This window comes from Actinocorallia sp. B10E7 (genome assembly GCF_039871655.1).
In the GTDB taxonomy this organism is placed as follows: domain Bacteria; phylum Actinomycetota; class Actinomycetes; order Streptosporangiales; family Streptosporangiaceae; genus Actinocorallia.
Genome location: NZ_JBDPLZ010000009.1, coordinates 55,734 through 75,888 on the forward strand (window position 1 = coordinate 55,734; position 20,155 = coordinate 75,888).

Annotated in this window: 16 protein-coding genes; 12 read left to right on the top strand and 4 right to left on the bottom strand. The window is 69.8% G+C overall.

The features are described 5' to 3' along the window. Window positions 1-93: 93 nt before the first annotated feature. Together pstS and mshD are read right to left on the bottom strand one after the other, a co-directional pair. Window positions 94-1,194: a phosphate ABC transporter substrate-binding protein PstS gene (pstS, locus tag ABGB12_RS27040; RefSeq protein WP_347682281.1), complete on the bottom strand. Its 1,101-nt coding sequence runs from the start codon at window positions 1,192-1,194 to the stop codon at window positions 94-96. 222 nt (window positions 1,195-1,416) lie between these two features. Beyond that, window positions 1,417-2,259, bottom strand: a complete 843-nt coding sequence (mshD, locus tag ABGB12_RS27045) for a mycothiol synthase (RefSeq protein WP_347682282.1) — start codon at window positions 2,257-2,259, stop codon at window positions 1,417-1,419. 162 nt (window positions 2,260-2,421) lie between these two features. On the opposite strand from mshD, the gene ABGB12_RS27050 reads away from it, so the two are divergent. After that, window positions 2,422-4,200, top strand: coding sequence for a bifunctional UDP-sugar hydrolase/5'-nucleotidase (locus tag ABGB12_RS27050; RefSeq protein WP_347682283.1), 1,779 nt, complete (start codon window positions 2,422-2,424; stop codon window positions 4,198-4,200). A 143-nt stretch (window positions 4,201-4,343) separates the two neighbouring features. On the opposite strand, the gene ABGB12_RS27055 is transcribed toward ABGB12_RS27050, so the two are convergent. Continuing rightward, the gene (locus ABGB12_RS27055) at window positions 4,344-5,057 is read right to left on the bottom strand and encodes a response regulator transcription factor (RefSeq protein ID WP_347682284.1); all 714 of its coding nucleotides are present in this window, start codon (window positions 5,055-5,057) and stop codon (window positions 4,344-4,346) included. A 172-nt stretch (window positions 5,058-5,229) separates the two neighbouring features. On the opposite strand from ABGB12_RS27055, the gene ABGB12_RS27060 reads away from it, so the two are divergent. The 11 genes from ABGB12_RS27060 (at window position 5,230) to mycP (ending at window position 16,250) form a co-directional block, all read left to right on the top strand. Then, the gene (locus ABGB12_RS27060; protein ID WP_347682285.1) at window positions 5,230-5,484 is read left to right on the top strand and encodes a MoaD/ThiS family protein; all 255 of its coding nucleotides are present in this window, start codon (window positions 5,230-5,232) and stop codon (window positions 5,482-5,484) included. Window positions 5,485-5,547: 63 nt separating this feature from the next. Beyond that, a complete protein-coding gene (locus ABGB12_RS27065; protein WP_347682286.1) occupies window positions 5,548-6,258 on the top strand; it encodes a DUF2993 domain-containing protein in 711 nt (236 codons plus the stop codon). A 31-nt stretch (window positions 6,259-6,289) separates the two neighbouring features. Continuing rightward, window positions 6,290-6,691, top strand: coding sequence for a thioredoxin family protein (locus ABGB12_RS27070; RefSeq protein WP_347682287.1), 402 nt, complete (start codon window positions 6,290-6,292; stop codon window positions 6,689-6,691). A gap of 278 nt (window positions 6,692-6,969) precedes the next feature. Continuing rightward, entirely contained in the window at window positions 6,970-7,401 is a 432-nt protein-coding gene (locus ABGB12_RS27075) for a DUF4395 domain-containing protein (protein WP_347682288.1), read from the top strand. Further along, on the top strand, window positions 7,402-8,241 hold the full coding sequence (locus ABGB12_RS27080; protein WP_347682289.1) for a sulfurtransferase: 840 nt from the start codon (window positions 7,402-7,404) through the stop codon (window positions 8,239-8,241). 39 nt (window positions 8,242-8,280) lie between these two features. Next, window positions 8,281-8,589, top strand: coding sequence for a DUF1416 domain-containing protein (locus tag ABGB12_RS27085; RefSeq protein ID WP_347682290.1), 309 nt, complete (start codon window positions 8,281-8,283; stop codon window positions 8,587-8,589). 109 nt (window positions 8,590-8,698) lie between these two features. Then, window positions 8,699-9,724: a hypothetical protein gene (locus ABGB12_RS27090; protein WP_347682291.1), complete on the top strand. Its 1,026-nt coding sequence runs from the start codon at window positions 8,699-8,701 to the stop codon at window positions 9,722-9,724. A 440-nt stretch (window positions 9,725-10,164) separates the two neighbouring features. Beyond that, a complete protein-coding gene (locus ABGB12_RS27095; protein WP_347682292.1) occupies window positions 10,165-11,523 on the top strand; it encodes a hypothetical protein in 1,359 nt (452 codons plus the stop codon). Between the two features lie 34 nt (window positions 11,524-11,557). Then, entirely contained in the window at window positions 11,558-12,982 is a 1,425-nt protein-coding gene (locus ABGB12_RS27100) for a hypothetical protein (protein WP_347682293.1), read from the top strand. Next, on the top strand, window positions 12,979-15,099 hold the full coding sequence (locus tag ABGB12_RS27105) for a protein kinase (protein ID WP_347682294.1): 2,121 nt from the start codon (window positions 12,979-12,981) through the stop codon (window positions 15,097-15,099). Before ABGB12_RS27100 ends, ABGB12_RS27105 begins: the two co-directional genes overlap by 4 nt. Before the next feature lie 119 nt (window positions 15,100-15,218). Next, the gene (gene mycP, locus ABGB12_RS27110) at window positions 15,219-16,250 is read left to right on the top strand and encodes a type VII secretion-associated serine protease mycosin (protein ID WP_347682295.1); all 1,032 of its coding nucleotides are present in this window, start codon (window positions 15,219-15,221) and stop codon (window positions 16,248-16,250) included. Here the strand turns inward: mycP and eccCa are convergent. Further along, window positions 16,235-20,140, bottom strand: a complete 3,906-nt coding sequence (gene eccCa, locus ABGB12_RS27115) for a type VII secretion protein EccCa (protein WP_347682296.1) — start codon at window positions 20,138-20,140, stop codon at window positions 16,235-16,237. The genes mycP and eccCa overlap by 16 nt on opposite strands. Window positions 20,141-20,155: the final 15 nt, after the last annotated feature.

Below are 20,155 nucleotides of genomic sequence, written 5' to 3' on the forward strand. Positions count from 1 at the left end.
CTTGCGTGAAGCCCGGAACCGGGCGTGGCCCCGCCGTCCGGTCGGACGACGGGGCGCGGGTGGTCCTCGCTGTTCAGCGCCGGTCTCGGTTCTTTACTTGATGGCGGCGACGGAGGCGCGGACCTTGGTGGCGACCTCGGTCGGCAGGGGGGCGTAGCCGAGGTTCTTGAGGGCGTTCTGGCCCTGCTCGGAGGCGGTGTAGGTCAGGAAGGACTTGACGAACTTGCCCTCGTCGCCCTCCAGGCCGGTCTCGCAGGCGATCTCGTAGGTGACCAGGACGATCGGGTAGGCGCCCGCGGTCTTGGTGTTGTAGTCGATCTCCATGGCGAGGTCGTTGCCGGTGCCGACGATCTCGGCGCCCGCCAGGGTCTTGGAGGCGGTGTCGGCGTTCAGCTCGGTGTACTCGCCGGCGCCGTTCTGGATCTTGGCGGTGGACAGCCCGGCGTTCTCGGCGTAGGACATCTCGATGTAGCCGATGGAGCCCTTGGACTGCTTGATCAGGGTGGTGACGCCGTCGGACTTGGTGCCGCCCTGGCCGCCGGGGGCGGTCCACAGCTTGCCGCCCTCGAACTTCCACACGTCGGGGGCCACGGCGGTGAGGTACTTGGTGAAGTTGTCGGTGGTGCCCGACTCGTCGGCGCGGTGGACCGTGGTGATCTTGTCGCCGGGGAGCTTGGCGCCCGGGTTGTCCTTGGCGATCGCCGGGTCGTTCCAGGTGGTGATCTTGCCGGCGAAGATGTTCGCCAGGGTGGTCGGGGACAGCTGCAGGCCGTCCACGCCCTCCAGGTTGTAGGCGACCGCGACCGGGCCGACGACCATCGGCAGGTTCAGCGGGTTGCCGCCCTTGCAGCGCTGCTTGGCCGCGTCGATCTCGTCGGGCTTGAGCGCGGAGTCCGAACCCGCGAAGGCCGCCTGGCCGGAGCTGAAGGCCTCGATGCCCGCGCCCGAACCGCTGGGGTTGTAGTTCAGGGTCGCGCCGGCGCAGTTGGCCGTGTAACCCTTGATCCACTCGTCCATCGCGTTCTTCTGCGCGCTGGAGCCGGCGGCGTTGACGGTGGCCTCGACGCAGTCGCCCTTGTTCGCGGTCGCGTCGTTGGCGCCGTCGGTGTTGTCGTCGGAGCCGCAAGCCGACAGCGCGAGGGCGCCGGCGAGAATGACGCCACCGAGGGCGGAGAGTCGGATGCCGTTCTTCACGGGGTGTTCCTCCTGATCAGTGCGGTGAACCCCGTGCTAGGTCAGGGAGGTGGGGCCACCGTCTGCATCCGAAGGTAGGAAGCCCAGGTGAACGACTCGGAGCGGTCCAGGTGAACGAAGGATGAACAGGGATGATCGTGTCTCGGAAAAATACCTCGACGGGGTGTGGCCGTCAGGTTAACGAGGTCACACCCGGCCCATTCGGAAGCGGCCGCAGCCCTTTCAGGGACGGCTGTACATGACGTCGGCCCGGTGGTGGGTGAAGCCGAGGGACTCGTACAGGCGCACGGCGGAGGTGTTGCCGGCGTCGACGTAGAGCAGCACGGTCTCCAGGCCCAGGGACTTCAGGTGGTGCAGCCCCGCCAGGGTCAGGGTGCGCCCCAGGCCGACGCCCTGGACGGACGGGTCGACGCCGACGACGTAGACCTCGCCGAGGCCCTCGGGATGGACCTTGGTCCAGTGGAAGCCGACCACCCGGTCGCCCTTGCAGGCGAGGAAGAAGCCCTTCGGGTCGAACCAGGGCTCGGCCATGCGCTGGCGGAGGTCCTCCATCGTCCACTGGCCCTGCTCGGGGTGCTCGGCGAAGGTCAGGCGGTTGAGGCCCAGCCACGCCTCGGCGTCCTTCGGCTCGAAGGTGCGCAGGGTGAAGCCGGCGTGGATCCGCAGGACGGGCAGCGGGTCGTTCAGCGGACGGCGCATCTGGAGCAGGGTGCGCACCGGGGCGAGGCCCAGGCCCGCGGCCAGCTGCGGGGCGCCGGGCAGGTCGCCGTGCGCCCAGATCTTGACCCGCTCGTTCCCGGCCAGCAGGGCGGAGACCAGGATCCTGCCGACGCCCCGGCGGCGGAGGCCGGGGTCCACCACGACCTCGGCGGACTCGCCGTCGGTGTAGGCGTAACCCGCGAGCAGTCCGTCCACCTGGTGGAGATGGTGTTCACCTCCGCCGTGCCTGACGTCGAGCAGCGTCTGCTCGGAGAGGGGGGCCACCGTGTCGTGCTCGGCGGCGCGGGAGGCCAGTTCGAGAACGGCGGCTGACTGTTCGGGGGACAACTCGTGCACGGCGACCATAGATCCCCAGCCTATGCGGCCGGTCAATGGTAGGAGATCACAAGACGGGGGAGATCGTGAGGCCGAGGTTCTCACGTATCTCCAAGTGACAGTGTCGATCTTCTGTCCCTAGGGTCCGGATGGATCCTCCTGCCCCTCTTCAGATCTGCCAAGGATGAGCGAATGCCGCGTAAAGGTACGAAGGTCGTGCTCGCCGGAGCGCTGACCACCGCGATGCTCGCGGTGGCGGCGCCCGGAGTGACGGCCGCGCCCTCGGACAAGGGGAAGAGCGTCCCCGTCCGACTGCTCGCCCTCAACGACTTCCACGGGAACCTCGAGCCGCCCACCGGCTCCTCCGGTCGCTTCGTCGACGAGAACGGCCAGACCGTGGCCGCGGGCGGCGCCGCCTACGTCGCCGCCTGGATGAAGCGGATGACCGACGAGAACACGCTGAAGGTCGCCCAGGGCGACCTGATCGGCGCTACGCCTTTGATCTCGGCCGCCTACCACGACGAGCCGAGCCTCGAGTTCCTCGGGAACCTGGGGATCACCGCCTCGTCGGTGGGCAACCACGAGTTCGACGAGGGGTACGACGAGCTCAAGCGCCTCCTCAAGGGCGGCTCCCACCCGGTCGACGGCGACTCGCCGGCCGGCCCCTGGAAGGGCACGGAGTTCGCCTACCTGGGCGCGAACGTGCTGCTGGAGGACGGGAAGAAGATCCCCGACCTGCCCGGCAACGAGATCCTCCGGCAGGTGCCGCGCAAGAAGCTCGCCGCGCTGCTGAAGAGCCACGGGGTTCCGGCCGTGCCGCCGATCGCGGTCAGGAGGATCAACGGCCAGCGGATCGGGTTCATCGGCGCCGTCACCGAGGCGACCCCGACGATCGTGACCGCCTCCGGCATCAAGGGCCTGAAGTTCGAGAGCGTCGTCAAGTCCGCGAAGTTCGGCTCGCAGCTGCTGAAGCTGCTGGGCGTGGAGTCCCAGGTCCTGCTGGTCCACGAGGGCGACAACGTCACCGCGGGCAGGTCCCCGGACGTCTGCAGCACCGCCGCCGACCCCGATGGCAGCGCGGGTTCGGGCACCGAGATCGCCACTAAGGTGGACCCGGAGATCGACCTGGTCCTGTCCGGGCACTCCCACCAGGCCTACGTCTGCGAGGTGAAGGACCCCTCGGGCGCCACCCGGCTCTACAGCCAGGGCGGATCCTTCGGCCGGGTCATCTCCCAGGTGGACCTGCGGATCGACAAGAGGTCCAAGGACGTCGTCCGCTCCTCGGTGAAGATCGACAACCAGGTCGTCACCCGTGACATCGATCCGGACGACGAGACCGGGCAGTTCGTCCAGACCTGGAAGGACCGGGTCGCGGAGGTCGCGAACAAGAAGGTCGGCGAGATCACCGCGGACCTGGACCGGAAGGCGACCGCGACCGGCGAGACGCCGCTGGGCGACCTGATCGCCGACGCCCAGCTGGCCGCCACCAAGGGCGAGGGCGGCGCGCGGATCGCGCTGATGAACCCGGGCGGGGTGCGGGCGGACCTGCCGTACGCGCCCGACGGCGTGGTGACCTACGGCGAGGCGTTCGCGGTCCAGCCGTTCAACAACCTCATGCAGGTGGTGACCCTGACCGGCGCCCAGCTCGACGCCCTGCTGGAGCAGCAGTGGACGGCGGCGCGCACGGCGGTGCTCCAGCCGTCGGCGTCGCTGACCTACACCGTGACGGCGGCCAACCCGTTCGGGGACAGGGTGTCGGGGATCGAGATCGACGGCGAGCCGGTCTCCGCGACCGGCACCTACCGGGTCGCCGCCAACAACTTCCTGGTGGGCGGCGGCGACGGCTTCTCCGTCTTCACCCAGGGCACGGACCTGTGGAGCGGCCCGATCGACCTGGACGCCTTCACCGCCTACCTCGGCGCCAACTCGCCCGTGGCGCCTCCGGCGACCGGCCGGATCAAGCTCGGCTGACGTCCTGGTCCGGGGGCGACCCCGGACCGGACCGGACCGGAGAGACGGGAAACAGCCCCTGCGCCTCGTCGCGTGGGGGCTGCTTTCCGGACACGGGTGTTCCTACCAGGAGGTAGGAACGTTCCAGGCCCGCGAGGGCGCGGCTACGGCCGCGCGGCCAGCGCCTCTTCCTGGTCGCCGGGCCGGTGGTCGGGAACGAACCGGTAGCCGACGTTGCGCACGGTGCCGATGAGCGACTCGTACTCGGCGCCGAGCTTGGCCCGCAGGCGCCGCACGTGGACGTCCACGGTGCGGGTGCCGCCGAAGTAGTCGTAGCCCCAGACCTCCTGCAGCAGCTGGGCGCGGGTGAAGACCCGTCCCGGGTGCTGCGCGAGGTACTTCAGCAGCTCGAACTCCTTGAAGGTGAGATCGAGCACCCGGCCGCGCAACCGGGCGGTGTAGGTGGCTTCGTCGATGGTCAGGTCGCCGCTGCGGATCTCGCCGGGCTGGTCCTCGGTCTCGCCGGTCGCCGAACGGCCGATCGCGAGCCGGAGCCGGGCCTCGACCTCCGCCGGTCCGGAAGCCTGCAGCAGGACGTCGTCCAGACCCCACTCGGGGGTGAGCGCGGCGAGGCCGCCCTCGGTGACGACGGCCAGCAGAGGGCAGTCCAGGCCGGTGGTGCGCAGCAGCCGGCACAGGCTCTTGGCCTGCACCAGGTCGCGGCGCGCGTCGACGAGAATCGCGTCGGCTGGGGGTGCGTCGATCAGGGCGGATGCCTCCGCCGGTGCGACGCGAATCGAGTGCAAGAGCAAACCCAACGCAGGAAGAACCTCATCTGACGGTTCCAGCGCGTTGGTGAGCAACAACAAGCTGCTCAACGGCCGCCTCCCTCTCTTGCCCTTCCGGGGTGACACGTCCCCTTAAAGACGTCAAGGACCCGGGGGCCTCATCGCCCGGATCCTTCGCTAGAAGCTTATACGAGAGGCTGAAAGGGGCAACGGCCGCCCGACTGATTCATTACGGGCGATACATGAATGAGATCCTGGGGCAATGGCCGAGGGAATGATCAGATACTGGGCCGCGGCGAAGGCCGCGGCGGGGGTCCCGGAGGAGCCGTACCGGGCCGACACGCTCGCCGAAGCCCTTGAGAACGCCAGGATGGCCAGGGGCGAGGAATTCGGGAGGGTCCTGGCGCGCAGCTCGTTCCTGGTCGACGGGCGGCCGGTGGGGGCCCGCCCATATGACGGGGTGGAGCTGACGGACGGCGCGGTGGTGGAAGTATTGCCTCCGTTCGCGGGTGGCTGATCTCACATCGCGAACTTTGCCGGGTAGGTCGTTCGTCTCACACTCTGAACAGTTAGGGGTGCCATGCGTAAATTCCTGATCGTCCTGCTCGTGCTGGCCGTGGCGGGGCTGATCGGCGCCGACCGCTTCGGCGAGACCCGCGCGGAGACGGAGGTGGCCCGCCAGGTCGCGGCGCAGTACCGGCTGCAGGAGCAGCCGTCGGTGGAGATCGGCGGCTTCCCGTTCCTCACCCAGGCGGCCGGCGGGAACTACCAGCGGATCGACGTCGTGATCGGCGACTACACCCAGCAGGGAGTCACCGTCCAGGACGTGCGGATCCGGCTGGACTCCCTGAACGCCCCGCTCTCGGAGCTGCTGAACGGCGACCAGAGCAACGTCCGCGCGAAGACGGCCACCGCCTCCGCCGTCATCCCGTACGGCGTCCTGCAGAAGGGGGTCGCCGACAAGGGGGTGCAGAAAGTGTCACGCGACGGTGACGACATGCTCCTGGAAGGCACCTTCGCGTTCCTCGGCGTCAGCGCCCAGGTCGGCGTGGCGGTCTCCCTCGAGCCCACCGCCAAGGGCATCGTGGTCACCCCGAAGACCGTCCGGGCCTCCGGGATCCAGGTGCCCCTCGACCTGGTGAAACGCGACCTGACCTACACGGTGCCCGTCACCGGCCTGCCGATGGGCTCGCGGATCACCGCGGTCGAGCCCGTGGACACCGGCCTGCGGATCACCGGGACGGCCGAGAACGTCGACCTCAGCGGGGTCACCCCGCAGACCACGGGCTGACCCCGGCGGGCCGTGGCGTAGGTTTCGGCCCATGACCACCGGATTGATAGCCGTTCTCGTCACCCTGGGCCTGGCCACGTTGTTCGGGCTGGTCTGGCAGCGCAGGACGGGACGGCTGAAGGAGCAGGACGTGCGCGGGGAGTGGGACTTCGAGCTGGGCGAGCGGGCGACGCTCGTCCAGTTCTCCAGTGCCTTCTGCGCGCCCTGCCGGGCCACCAAGCGCATCCTCGCCGAGGTGGCGGAGATGGTGGAGGGGGTCCGGCACGTGGAGATCGACGCCGAGTCGCGGCTTGAGCTCGTCCGCGAGCTGAACATCCTCAAGACCCCCACCGTCCTGGTGCTCGACGCCTCGGGGCGGATCGTGCAACGCGCCGCCGGACAGCCCAGGAAGGCCGATGTCATCGCCGCGCTGGGGCGGCTTCCCGGGCTCTGACCCGCGGTCGGGGGGCCCGCCCCTGACCAAACGTGATCATGCGGGCCGTCTCGGTAGGCGAGACGGGGGTGACAGCTCACGAGAAGGGCCGTAGCATCGTCTCCGTGCGTTACTGGACAGAGCAGATGCTGACGAAGCGACGGGCAGTCGACTACTGCCGCGTTTCGACCGCGCTCTGTCGCATGGCCTGAGAACAGCCGTAGCCGCTGTCGCGGGGATTCTTCCCCCGCACCTGTCAGGCGTCCGCACCTCCGCCCCGTAAGGGAGCGTTTCTCCACATGAAAGTCGACCCGCGAGGGCAGCGGCTCGTCGCTGCCATCACCTCGATCGTCTTGGTGGCGGTACTGCTCACCGGGAGCTGGATACTGCTCGCTGCTCAGGCCATGGTGTTCGCGATCGGAGTCTTCTTCGGGCTGCGCCACCATCCGTACGGGCTGCTCTACGCACGCCTGGTACGACCGCGCTTGAGCCCGCCGGCAGAACTCGAAGACGAAGCCCCGCCGCGTTTCGCGCAAGGGGTCGGTCTCGTGTTCGCGCTGGTGGGCGTGGCCGGATACAGCCTGGGGCTCGGGTGGCTGGGGATAGCGGCCACCGCCTTCGCACTCGGGGCCGCCTTCCTGAACGCCGTGTTCGGGTTCTGCCTCGGCTGCGAGATGTTTCTGATCATCAAGCGTGTCATCCCGAAGAACCCTTCCGAGGAGGTTCCGTAAATGAGCCGCAGTGACGTCCTGGTGGACGCCGCCTGGGTCGAGGCCAACCTCGACGCCCCCGGCGTGGTGCTGGTCGAGGTGGACGAGGACGTCTCCGCCTACGACAAGGGCCACATCCGTGGCGCGGTCAAGATCGACTGGAAGACCGAGCTGCAGGATCCGGTCCGCCGCGACTTCGTCGACCGGGTGGGCTTCGAGCAGCTCCTGTCCCGCAAGGGCATCGCCAACGACGACGCCGTCATCCTCTACGGCGGCAACAACAACTGGTTCGCGGCCTACGCGTACTGGTACTTCAAGCTGTACGGGCACGAGAACGTCAAGCTGCTCGACGGCGGCCGCAAGAAGTGGGAGCTGGACTCCCGCGAGCTGGTGACCGACGTCCCGACCCGGCCGGCGACCGACTACCGGGCCAAGGAGCAGGACCTGTCGATCCGCGCCTTCCGCGACGAGGTCGTGGACGCGATCGGCACCAAGGGCCTCATCGACGTGCGCTCGCCCGACGAGTTCACCGGCAAGCTGCTGGCCCCGGCCCACCTGCCGCAGGAGCAGGCGCAGCGCGCCGGCCACGTGCCGACCGCCCGCAGCATCCCGTGGTCGAAGGCCGCGAACGACGACGGCACCTTCAAGTCCGACGAGGACCTGCGCAAGCTCTACAGCGAGGCCGGGGTGAACCTGGACCAGCCGATCATCGCCTACTGCCGTATCGGCGAGCGCTCCTCGCACACCTGGTTCGCCCTGCGCGAGCTGCTGGGCCTGCCCGACGTCAAGAACTACGACGGCTCCTGGACCGAGTACGGCTCGCTGGTCGGCGTGCCGATCGAGCTCGGCGCGCCCAGGTAATCCACAGACCGGTACGACCGACCTCAAGGGAGAACAACCATGTCCCAGGGATGCGCCGCCCCGGCCCAGACCGCTCACCTTCCGGCGACCGTCGACCTCGACAACGAGGCCGTCATCCAGGGCACCGTCGTGCGTGACGGCGACCCGGTCTCCGGTGCCTACGCCCGCCTGCTCGACTCCACCGGGGAGTTCACCGCCGAGGTCGTCACCAGCGAGGAGGGCGTGTTCCGCTTCTTCGCCGCCGACGGCGACTGGACCGTCCGCGTCCTGGCCCCCGGCGGGGTCAGCGTGGACAGCTCGGTGACCGCCAAGACCGGCGAGGTCTCCGGCCTCCAGGTCTCGATCTAAGACCTGGTTGCATCGGAAAGGACCCTGTGGTTTACCCCACAGGGTCCTTTTTGTTTGATTTCTTGCTTCCCGATAGAGGTGTCAGAGGCGCAAGGTAAAGTCACTTTTCATGGCTAACTGGACGCCGCCGCCTTCGCCGCAGCAGGGACCCGATCCCCAGAACGAGGGGGCTCAGCCGGGTCACTACGACCCGTTCGCGCAGCAGCAGCCTCCGCAGCAGCCGGAGTACTCCGACCACACCAACCTGGGCACGCCGCTGATGCAGCCCGGGGCGGGAACTCCGCCCCCGTTCGTCCCGTCGCAACCGGGCGGGCAGATCCCCGGCCAGCAGCCCTTCGCCGGTCAGGGGACACCGCCGCCGTTCATGCCGCAGGGCCAGCCCGGGCAGTTCGGCCAGCCGGGCTATCCGATGCAGCCCGGCGCGCTGCACCAACCGCGCAAGGGCATGAACCCGCTGCCCTTCATCGCGGCGGTCCTGGTCCTGGTGGTCGGCGCCGGCGCCTTCGCCGCCATCAAGGTGATGGGCAAGGCCGAGAAGAAGCGGCGCACGATCGCCGTCCCGTCGGTCTCGGTGGACGTGCCGACCCTGGACGTGCCGACGTTCTCCGCGCCGCCCAGCGTTTCGCCGCCCCCCACCACCTCGGCTCCGGCGAAGACCGTGAGGCAGGTGCCGGGCAACGTGCTGAAGGCGACGATGAAGACCGCCTACGGGACGACGTTCCGCCGGGTCGGCGACGCGTCCGGGCCGTGTTCCAAGGCCGCGCCGACCGACCTGAAGCGGACGCTCGCCAAGTACCCGTGCATCGGAGACTTCAAGGGTGCCGTCTACAGTGACTCCAAGAAGAAGGCCGTCGTCACCGTCATCGTCATGCCGCTGAAGAACGCCGCGGCGGTCTCGGCCGTGAAGAAGTCCGAGGCGTACCCTTATCTCATCAACCCGGACAAGGGCAGCGGCGCGCGCTCCATCGGGAACAAGCGGGTCTCCACCTGGAGCCGGGTCTACGATCAGGGCAATCTGATCGTCTTCTCCATGGCCTACCGCAGCGATCTCGCCAAGAAGGACGCGGGCAACGTCGCGAGCACCGCCGCCCAGCACATCGGGGCCGAGGTCACCGGCGTGCTCATCTGGAGCTGACCACGGTCTGTAAGTGGACTGCGAGCACGGCGGTCCACCTGCGGCTTTCGATGATTGCGTCGCGAATTATGTGGCAATTCGCCACTTTTGTATGTTTTGTCCCTTTGGACCACTCTTCTCTCGCCCAGTAGGGTCAGCCGCGTTCTTTTCGCATTCACGGGGAGCGACGGATGAACCGGGAACCGGATCCCTCACCGCAGTTCGGTCAGGCCCAACCGCCTCAGCCGGGCCAGCCTCAGCCGGGCCAGCCGGGCCCGCCTCCGCAGGGCGCTCCCCAGTACGGCATGCCGCCGGGGCAGTTCGGCCCCGGCGGTCCGGGCGGTCCGGGTTTCCCCGGCGGGCCTGGTGGACCCGGCTTCCCCCCTGGATCCGGTGGACCGGGCTTCCCCGGCGGTCCCGGACTTCCTCCGCAGCAGCCGGGTTCCGGTCCGAACAAGAAAGTGCTGGCGATCGGCGGCGGCGCGCTCGGCGTGGTGCTGCTGATCGGCCTGGTGTTCGCCCTTACCTCCGGCGGCTCGGAGGAGCAGGTCACCGGGCCGCCCCCGATGCCGTCCTTCTCCGACCGCCCCGACCTCGGCGAGTTCCCGAGCGCACCCGCCTCGCCTGCGGCGACCGGCCCGTACACCAAGGTGACCAGCCCGTGCGGCTGGGTGTCCAAGGACACCGTCGCCAAGCTGGTGCCGTTCACCGAGTCGAACTCGGCCACCTCGAAGGACGGTGCGAGCGAGGACAACGCCTACGCCTCCTGCACGTGGGAGAGCAAGTACCAGAAGGGCTCGGCCGAGCAGATCGAGCGCAGCCTCAAGGTGCTGCTGCGGCTGCGCACCTCCTCGCAGTACAAGGACGCCGTCGCCGAGGCCGCCGACGACCTGAAGTACGAGCTCGGGGTGGTCAAGGAGGACGAGAACAAGACCGACGACCTCGGTGACAAGCACGGGGCCGTGACGGTCCCGCAGATCGGCGACGAGGCGTTCACCCACTCGCGCCTGTCGAAACGGAACGTCCAGTACGGCGAGACCGTGTTCCGCGCCGGGAACTACCTCGTCAAGGTCACCTACAACGGCTACGACCACCCGACGAAGAACTTCCTGGACGACAGCAAGGACACCCCGCTGCCGGAGGCGACGGCCCGCCAGGGTGTCGAAGAGGCCGCCACACAGGTCGCGGCGGGTATCAAGGCCTGCACCGACCAGTGCACCGGCGCCCCGGCCGCCCCGCAGACCGGCCCGGAGGACGCGCCGGTCCAGGAGGCGAAGCCGTCGTGGTCCAAGGGCGTGCTGAAGGGCCTGGTCGACCCGTGCGCGCTGGTGAAGCCGGAGACGCTGGGCCGGTTGATCCCCAACGCGGGGATGCAGCGGATCGCCGAGCAGGGCTACACCTCCGGCAAGGACCAGAGCAACGCCACCTGCATCTGGTCCTCTGACAGCTCACCGGATTCCCCGATGCGGAAGATCAGGGTGGGGCTGCGGTACCGCACGAACCTCGACGGAGGCAAGCAGTCCTTCAGGCTTCAGAAGAAGGACGCCGACGGGCGGGCGAACAAGACCGACACGATCGGCATCCAGTACGGCCCGGTGGAGCAGCTGACCGGGGTGGGGGACGACGCCTACGTGCAGTCGGCCGTCACCACGACGCCGCTGGGTCAGGCGCTTCTCATCGCGAGGGTCGGCAACGTGCTCGTCGAAGTCGAGTTCTCCGGCGGGGACGGCGTCAACCCGATGGTCCCGGTCTCCGCGGACACCGCCGTCGCCGAGGCGAAGGCCGTCGCCCAGGACGTTCTGAACATCCTGCGCCCGTGAGCGGGCACCGGATTCGTGCTGGAGGGATGAACAAGTGACGCAGGAGCCGGAATCCGCGCCGCAGGACCGGCCACAGCGGACGAACCGGAAGGCGCTGATGCTGGGTGCGGGAGCGCTCGGCTTGGTGCTGGTGCTGGGAGCGGTGATCGCCTTGGCGTCGGGCGGCTCGGACGTGCCGGACGTGCCGGACGTGCCGGCCGTGTCGCCGCCCGCCGCGAAGGAGAGCGCGGTTCCCACCCCGTCCGGCTCTCCGGGAGTGACCGGCCCGTACACGAAGGTGACCAGCCCGTGCGGCTGGGTCTCCCAGGACACGATCGCCGAGCTGGTGCCCTTCACCCGGTTCTCCTCCGCCGAGTCCGACGACGGGCCCGGCGCGGAGGGGGCCTTCGCGAGCTGCGCCTGGGAGAGCAAGTTCCAGGGCGGGTCGGAGAAGCAGATCTCCCGGAATCTCGAGGTGAAACTGCGGCTGCACGTGGCCTCGGACAGCAGGGACGCGGTCGGCGAGGCCGGCTGGTTCATGGAGTACCAGAGGGGCGTGGCCGGGGAACACGCGAACAAGACGGACGATTTCGGCGATAAGCACGGAGCCGTCACGGCCCCGCAGATCGGTGACGAGGCCTTCGTCAGTTCGATGCTGGCCCACTACAACATCCAGGTCGGAGTGGCTTTCGTCCGTGTCGGCAACCTGACCGCCGAGATCGGATACGAGGGCGACGACCATCCGACTGACGGAATGCTGCTCCCGAACGGGAAAGTGGACGAAAGCAAACGCACCCCCATAGCGGAAGCCGCCGTGCGGGAGGGGGCCGAGGCGGTCGCCGCGCAGATCGCGGCGGGCATCAAATCCTGTACCGACCTGTGCACCGGGCAGCCCGCGGTCTCGGAGCCCGACCGGCAGGAGGACGCCGCGGTCGCTCCCATCGCTCCTTCCTGGAAGAAGGACGTTCTGGACAAGCCCGTCGACCCCTGCGCCCTGCTGAAGCAGGAGACGCTCGGCCGGCTGGTGCCCCGCGGCGAGATGACGCGGAGACTGGACGACGGGTACTACTCGGGGAAGGACGGCACTTACGGCGAGTGCGCCTGGGATTACCCCAAAGACGGTTCCTCGCCGAGGAAACTCCAGGTGGTATTCCTGTACGGGACCGGCGTCTCCCGAGGCAAGGACTGGTTCGAGGCCGCAAAGAATCGGCTGGACGGCCAGGCGAACGGTGATCTGGCCGGTACCCGGTACGGCCCGGTGGAGGCGCTGACCGGGCTGGGTGACCAGGCCGTGGCGCAAACGGGGACCTCCGACCTGAGCGGCGAGGCCCAGCTGTTGATGCGCGTGGGGAACGTGGTCCTCGAGATCTCCTACCTGGGGGCGGATTACACTCCCGACACGGTCCCCCTGCCCGAAGACAAGGTCCTCGCCGAGGCGAAGGCCGCCGCCCAAGACATTGTGAGCATTCTGCGCCCGTGACCGAACCGAACATCGATCCGCTGCTTCCCGAGGACCCCCGCGTTCTCGGGGGATACCGCACGCTCGGCCGGCTCGGCGCCGGCGGCATGGGCGTCGTCTACCTGGGGCTCGGCCCGGACGGACGGCAGGTCGCCATCAAGGTGATCCGCCGGGAGTTCGCGGCGGACCCCGGATACCGTGCGAGGTTCGAGACGGAGGTCGCGAACGCCAGGCGGGTCGCGTCGTTCTGCACCGCCGCGGTGCTGGCGTACGGCGAGCAGGAGGGCATGCCGTTCCTGGTCACCGAGTTCGTCCAGGGCGTCTCCCTGAAGGAGTACGTCGAGAAGCACGGGGCGTTCCCCGCGGCGCAGCTGCGCGGCCTGGTCATCGGCATCGGCACGGCGCTGCTGGCCATCCACACCGCGCGGCTGGTCCACCGCGACCTCAAACCGCACAACGTGCTCCTGGCCGAGGACGGGCCGCGCGTCATCGACTTCGGCATCGCCAGGGCGACGGACTCGGCGAGCCAGCACACCGCCACGGGCGTGGTCGTCGGCAGCCCCGGCTGGATCGCGCCGGAGCAGCTCTTCGAGGGCAAGGTGTCCACCGCCGGAGACATCTTCGCCTGGGGCAGCCTCGTCGCGTATGCCGCGACGGGAAGGCATCCGTACGGCACCGGCAACATGATGGTGCTGGCCGTCCGGGCACAGCAGGGTGCACACGACCTTTCGGGCGTCCCCGGCGATCTGCTGCCCCTGGTGGAGGCGGCGCTCGACCCGGACCCGTCCCGGCGCCCCACGGGAGAGCAGATCCTCACCGAACTGATGGGCGTCGCGGCCGAGCAGGAGGCGCACACCCAGATCAGCTCGGTGTGGACGCCGGACTTCCTGCCCTCCTCGGGGCGGACCTTCACCGGTCTGCGTGCGACGCAGCCGCCGCACCCGCAGGGCGGGACGCTGTCGCAGGGCGGGACGCTGCCGCCGGGCCGGACCTCGCCCCCGGCGCAGCAGCCTTCGGGCGCGACTTGGGTGACCACTCCCGGCTCCCCGCAGCAGCAGGGCTTCACAGCTTCGGTGGCGGCTCCGCTGCAGCCGGGCGCCTACCCGGGAGTCCAGCAGTCGGGGCACACCCCTCCGCCGTTTCCGTCCGCACCGCCGACCGGACGGCCTCAGACGGGCCGTAACCGCTGGATCGTCCCGGCCTCCTCGGTCGCGGCGGTCGCCCTGGTCGTCGGCCTGGGCGGTTATTTCGGCAGGGATCTGCTGGCGGAGGAGGCCCCCGCGACCCGGAATCCGGGCACCTTCGACGCGCTTCCCCCCGGGGAGGAGAGCGGTTCGCTCGCCGTGCCGAAGGACGCGGCCAAGGCCGTGAACGACGCGCTGCCCACCGTGTCGGCGCTCTACAGCTACGACTACCGGAAGCCGGCTTCCTTCGCCGACCGTGACCTGCCCGTCCAGTCGTCCTTCCTCCAGCAGTGGACCCAGACGTATTGGCCGCCGGAGAACCTCAAAAACGCCAAGCTGGACAAACAGGCGGCGGTCCTCCAGCTCTCCTCGGCCGGCGTGATCTCCGCCTCCAGCGACCGGATCGAGGCTCTGGTCTCCGGAGAACGCAAGACGACCGCGGAGTACGGCCCGATCGAGGAGCCCGTCAAAGCGCGGGTACGGCTGGTCAAGGAAGGCGGGAGCTGGCTGGTCGGCGACGTCTCGAACGTGGGCGAGGACCAGGAGCCGGTCAAGGATCCGGGAGCGCTCTGGCCAGGGTCGTCCGGCCAGGCGCTGGCGCAGGCGGCGTCCGACTGCCTGGGCAAGTACCTGACGTTCACATATGAGGACAAGTCTCTCCACGCGAGCACCGTCCGGGGATGCCTGACCGACAAGGCGCTCACCGAGGATCTGCCCGCCTGGCAGAGCCAGGCCGTCCCGGGGATGACCTTCCACGGCACGATCCTGGACACCGCCGTCCAGACCGTCCCCGCCCCCTCCTCCGCGCCGACGCTGCTGCTGAGCACCAAGACGGTCAAGACTCCCGAAGTCGGATCCGGTGAGGTCTACGGGATCATCTGGCGGATGACCATGAAAGAGGTGAACGGCGTCTGGCGCGCCACCAGTATCGAACGGTTGAACAAGTTCGAATGAGATCCGGTGCGAGCCGGGCCGCAGCGGCGGCCGCGGCGATTCTGATGGTTGCGCTATGTCCGGTTCCCGCGCACGCGGCGGCACCGCAGAGATGTGATGTCGATCCCGGCAAGCAGGAGATGGGCGGGGAGCCCTGGGCGCAGCAGGTGCTCAACCTGAAGGCGGCGCATCGGCTGACGAGCGGGCGCGGGGTCGTGGTGGCCGTCGTGGACAGCGGGGTGGACTTCGGGAACCCGCAGCTGAAAGGCCAGGCGGCGGGGGCCGTGGACCTCACCGGGTCCGGGAACGACGACTGCGCGGCGCACGGCACGGGGATCGCGGGGATCATCGCGGCCCGTCAGACGCCGAAGGCCCCGTTCGTGGGGGTCGCTCCGGGCGCGCGGATCCTGTCGGTCAAAGTGGCCGAGGACGCCGAGAACAACTCCGATCTGCTGCTCGCCCGGGGGATCGTCAAGGCCGTCAGGCAGAAGGCGCGGGTCATCAACGTCTCCGCGCAGACGCCGACGGACAGCAAGCCGCTGCGCCAGGCCGTCGCGTACGCGCTGAAGAACGACGTGGTGGTCGTCGCCGCGGCGGGGAACGTCGACCCGAAGAACACCGGTACGGCCAGACCCGCCTACCCCGCGCAGTACGAGGGGGTCCTCTCGGTGGGGGCGGTGGACAGCACGGGCAACGTGACGGCGTTCTCCGACGTCGCGACGAGGGTCTCGGTCGTGGCGCCCGGAGTCGGGGTCACCAGTACGTGGCCCCGCTCGGGATGGTCGTTCACCTACGAGGGCACCAGCTACGCCGCGCCGTTCGTCTCCGGGGTGGCCGCGCTGGTGCGGGCGGCGCATCCCGGACTGACCGCCCCGCAGGTCGTCCGGAGGATCGAGGCGACCGCGGACGGCAGCAGGGGGCTCGGCAGCGGGTACGGGATGGTCAACCCGTTGCAGGCCGTCAGCGCCCAGATCCCCGCGGTCCCGGTGACCGCGGGCCCGCAGGCCGTGCAGATCCCCGCGGCGCCGGAGGAGGACCGGCGGCCCGAGAACATCGCGCTGGGCGTCATGGGCGCCGCGCTGGGGACGGCGGCCGTGGCGCTCGCCGTCGGAACGACGATGCCGCACGGCCGCCGTCGCCGCTGGGCTCCCGGAGGTCAGTCCGCCCGGTAGGCGGTCTGGATCAGCCTGACGCCCGCGCGCCGGTCGACCAGCCGTCCCCGGCCGGGCGGAAGGGCCTCGGGGCGGACGTTGCCCAGCAGCGCGCCCTCGTCCCTGCTGCCCGACATGATGAGGCCGGGGGAGTTCATCTCGCGGACGCGCTGCACGACCGGGTCGTACATGGCGCGGCCCGCGCCGCCGCCCGCGCGGGCGAGGATCAGGTGCAGGCCGATGTCGCGGGCCTGGGGCAGCAGTTCCACGATCGGGCTCAGCGGGTTGCTGGAGGTGGCGACCAGCTCGTAGTCGTCGATGACCACGAACAGGTCGGCGCCCGACCACCAGGAGCGCTCCCTGAGCTGGGTGGGGGTCAGGTCGGGCGGGGGAAGCCGGTTGATCAGCGCGCCGTGGATGCCCTTGAGCAGCGGCTCGGCCGCCGTCGAGGAGGCCGCGTAGCCGATCTGGTGCTCGGTGGCGGCCTCCTCCAGCATCGAACGCCGGTAGTCCAGGAAGATCAGCCTGGCCTCCTGGGGGGTGAACCGGCTGGTCAGGCCCTCCACGATGAGGCGCATCAGGTTGGACTTGCCGCATTCGGTGTCGCCGAAGACCAGGAAGTGCGGGTCGCTGGTGAAGTCGAGCAGGACGGGCGACAGGGAGTCCTCGTCGATCCCGATGGGGATCTTCCGTCCGGTGTCGGCGGGCAGCTCGGTGACCGCCAGCAGGGAGGGCAGCAGGCGGACCTTCGGCGCGGCGGCCCCCGTCCAGGAGGCCGAGACCCGGTCGACGAGGCCGGTGACGCCCTCGGACAGGTCGTCGGCGTTCCGCACTCCGTCCACGCGGGGCAGCGCGGTCAGGAAGTGCAGCCCTTCGCGGGTCAGTCCCCGTCCCGGCGCGTTCTCGGGGACGTTCGCGGCGAGCTTGCGGTCGACCTCGGACTCGTAGGGGTCGCCGAGGCGCAGTTCCAGGCGGGTGCCGAAGAGGTCGCGGATCGACATCCGGAACTCCGACCACTTGTGGGTGGCGGCGACGACGTGGATGCCGTAGCCGAGTCCGCGTGACGCCAGTTCGGTGATCACCTCTTCCAGCGCTTCATAGTCCTGGCGGAGGGTGAGCCAGCCGTCCACGACGAGGAAGACGTCGCCGAACGGGTCGTCGGCGAACTCGCCGGCGGCGCGTCTGCGGCGGTAGGAGTCCATGGAGTCGACGCCGAGCTCGGCGAAACGCCGCTCGCGCTGCTCCAGGAGGGTGGTGACCTCGGCGACGGTGCGGCGGACCCGGTCGGCGTCCAGGCGGGAGGCGACGCCGCCGACGTGAGGGAGCCCTGCGAGCTGGGCGAGGGAGCCGCCGCCGAAGTCCAGGCAGTAGAACTGCACTTCACGGGGTGTGTGCTGGAGCGCCAGCGAGCAGATGAGCGTGCGCAGCGCGGTGGACTTGCCGCTGCGCGGTGCTCCGGCGATGCCGACATGGCCCGCGGCGCCGGACAGGTCCAGCCAGAACGGGTCGCGGCGCTGGTCGAAGGGCCGGTCGACGATACCGACGGCGGCGTGCAGCGGGTGCCTGCTCTCCCTCGGGACGAGCCCGTCCAGGGTGGGCGGTTCGGCCAGCGGCGGCAACCAGATCTGGTGGGGGGCCGGTCCGAGCCCGTTCATCTGCTTGACGATGACGTCGAACAGGGTCTCCTGGGACTCCTTGCGGTCCTCCGTCCGGGGGGCCTCCTGGCGCTCCTCCTCCACGAGGGGAACGTAGGAGGCGGTGTAGGGGACGATGCGGCGCACCTGGCCGGAGGACCCGGACGCGCCGGGGGAGGCCGAGACCTCCTCGGAGACGGGACCCGACACATACGCCGCGCGGAACCGCGTCATCTGCTCGGTGCCGACCTTCAGGTAGCCGTGGCCGGGAGCCTGGGGCAGTTCGTAGGCGTCGGGGACGCCCAGCACGACCCGCGATTCCATCGCCGAGAACGTACGCAGGCCGATCCGGTACGACAGGTGCGTGTCGAGGCCGCGCAGCTTTCCCTCTTCCAGCCGCTGCGACGCCAGCAGCAGGTGGACGCCCAGCGAACGGCCGAGGCGCCCGATCATCACGAAGAGTTCGGCGAACTCCGGTTTGGCCGACAGCAGTTCGCTGAACTCGTCCAGAACGAGGAAGAGGGTGGGCAGCGGCTTCAGGTCCGCGCCCTGTTCCCGTGCCTTCTCGTAGTCGCGCAACGAGGCGTAGTTGCCCGCCGCGCGCAGGAGCTCCTGCCGCCGGACCATCTCGCCGTGCAGCGCGTCGTACATGCGGTCGACGAGGGGGAGTTCGTCTTCGAGGTTGGTGATGACGGCCGACACGTGGTGCAGCTTGTCCATGCCGAGGAACGTCGCGCCGCCTTTGAAGTCGACGAGCACGAAGTTCAGCACTTCGGAGGAGTGCGTCATCGCCAGGCCCAGCACCAGGGTGCGCAGGAACTCCGACTTGCCGGCGCCGGTCGCGCCGATGCACAGGCCGTGCGGGCCGAAACCGCCCTGCGCGGCCTCCTTGATGTCGAGTTCGACGGGGCGCCCGGACGGGTCGACCCCGACCGGGACGCGCAGCCTGCTGCGCGGGGGGCGCGGGCGCCAGGCCGAGGCGAGGTCCACCCGGTAGGGGTCGGCGACGCCGAACAGCTGGGTCAGCGTGGTCGAGCTGGCCAGCGCGTCCTCGGCGACCTCCTCGGCGGCGCTGGCGCGCAGCGGCGTGAGCTGCCGGGCGAGCGCCTCGGCCTGCGGGACGGACACCTGGTCGGGGACGCCGATGCGGGTGGGCGTCTCCCTGCCGGTGTGGTCGCGGGTGAGCATCGCCATCTGCCGGGGCGCGACCCGCAGCCGCAGCGTCAGGTCGTCGCTGATCGGCGGGAGCGCCTCGTCCAGGTCGAAGACCGTCACGCCCTCGATGCCCTCGGCCAGCTGGGTGTCGTAGGGCACGCCGCCGCCGTCGAGGACGACCACGTGGTAGGGCAGGTCCTCCAGGGACAGGCCGCGGCTGAACCGGGGACGGTTCTGGATCTCCAGCAGTTTCTCGAGGTCCGCCAGGTTCGTGGTGATGAGCCGGGCGGGGCCCGCGGCGTCCAGCTCGGTGGGGTGCAGCGCGTGGGGGAGCCACTTCGCCCAGTCCCAGGCGGCGAGCCGGTCGGGGGAGGCGCAGACGGAGATCCGGACGTCGTCGGGGGTGTGGAAGGCGGCCAGGTGCAGGAGCATCGAGCGGGTCAGGCCGCGGGCGGTGTGGTCGTCTCCGCCGGGCACGACCCGGGCGAAGGACCGCAGCGCCACCGCGACGGGCAGGTCGGGGACGGTGGAGTGGGTGCGGGTGAACCGGCCGAGCGCGCCGGCCGTCATCGGCTCCAGGTCCTCGACGGGCTTGCTGTCCGGGGGGATGAGCTCCAGGGCGAGCCGTTGCGGGCCGCGGGCGATGCGGACGTTGACGAAGTCGTCGTCGTTGGGGCGGCGTTCCCACAGGCGGTCGCTCATCACCACGGTGGGCAGCGCCGACGGGTCGGGGCTGCCCCATTCCAGCGCGTCCCGCTGCTCCTTGGCGGCGGTGCGCACCCGGGATCTGACCTGGCCGAGGTAGCGCAGGTAGTCGCGGCGCTCGGCGTTGAGCTTCGTCTTGCGCTCGCCGCTGCCCCGGCCCATCTGGCCCAGCATCATGCCCATCATGGAGACGGCGAACAGGCCGCTGGCCACCCAGGTGAGGGGGCTGGATCCGGGCTGGGCGACCATGAACACCATCGCGCCGGAACCGGCCATCATCGGCAGGTACATCAGCGCCTGGCGTCCGCCGTCGGATACCTGCTCAGGTATTTCCGGGGGAGATTCCAGAAGGATTTCCCCTCGTGGCATTTGAGGCGGTTTGCGACGTTCGCCACGGCGGACCAGCTTGGTGCCCATCGCTGTAACTTCCCC

Excerpts from the sequence above, each read along its gene's own strand:
- mshD (WP_347682282.1), bottom strand. The coding sequence starts at position 2,259 with ATGGTCGCCGTGCACGAGTTGTCCCCCGAACAGTCAGCCGCCGTTCTC.
- ABGB12_RS27050 (WP_347682283.1), top strand. The coding sequence starts at position 2,422 with ATGCCGCGTAAAGGTACGAAGGTCGTGCTCGCCGGAGCGCTGACCACC.
- ABGB12_RS27060 (WP_347682285.1), top strand. The coding sequence starts at position 5,230 with ATGGCCGAGGGAATGATCAGATACTGGGCCGCGGCGAAGGCCGCGGCG.
- ABGB12_RS27065 (WP_347682286.1), top strand. The coding sequence starts at position 5,548 with ATGCGTAAATTCCTGATCGTCCTGCTCGTGCTGGCCGTGGCGGGGCTG.
- ABGB12_RS27070 (WP_347682287.1), top strand. The coding sequence starts at position 6,290 with ATGACCACCGGATTGATAGCCGTTCTCGTCACCCTGGGCCTGGCCACG.
- ABGB12_RS27075 (WP_347682288.1), top strand. The coding sequence starts at position 6,970 with ATGAAAGTCGACCCGCGAGGGCAGCGGCTCGTCGCTGCCATCACCTCG.
- ABGB12_RS27080 (WP_347682289.1), top strand. The coding sequence starts at position 7,402 with ATGAGCCGCAGTGACGTCCTGGTGGACGCCGCCTGGGTCGAGGCCAAC.
- ABGB12_RS27085 (WP_347682290.1), top strand. The coding sequence starts at position 8,281 with ATGTCCCAGGGATGCGCCGCCCCGGCCCAGACCGCTCACCTTCCGGCG.
- ABGB12_RS27090 (WP_347682291.1), top strand. The coding sequence starts at position 8,699 with ATGGCTAACTGGACGCCGCCGCCTTCGCCGCAGCAGGGACCCGATCCC.
- mycP (WP_347682295.1), top strand. The coding sequence starts at position 15,219 with ATGGGCGGGGAGCCCTGGGCGCAGCAGGTGCTCAACCTGAAGGCGGCG.
- eccCa (WP_347682296.1), bottom strand. The coding sequence starts at position 20,140 with ATGGGCACCAAGCTGGTCCGCCGTGGCGAACGTCGCAAACCGCCTCAA.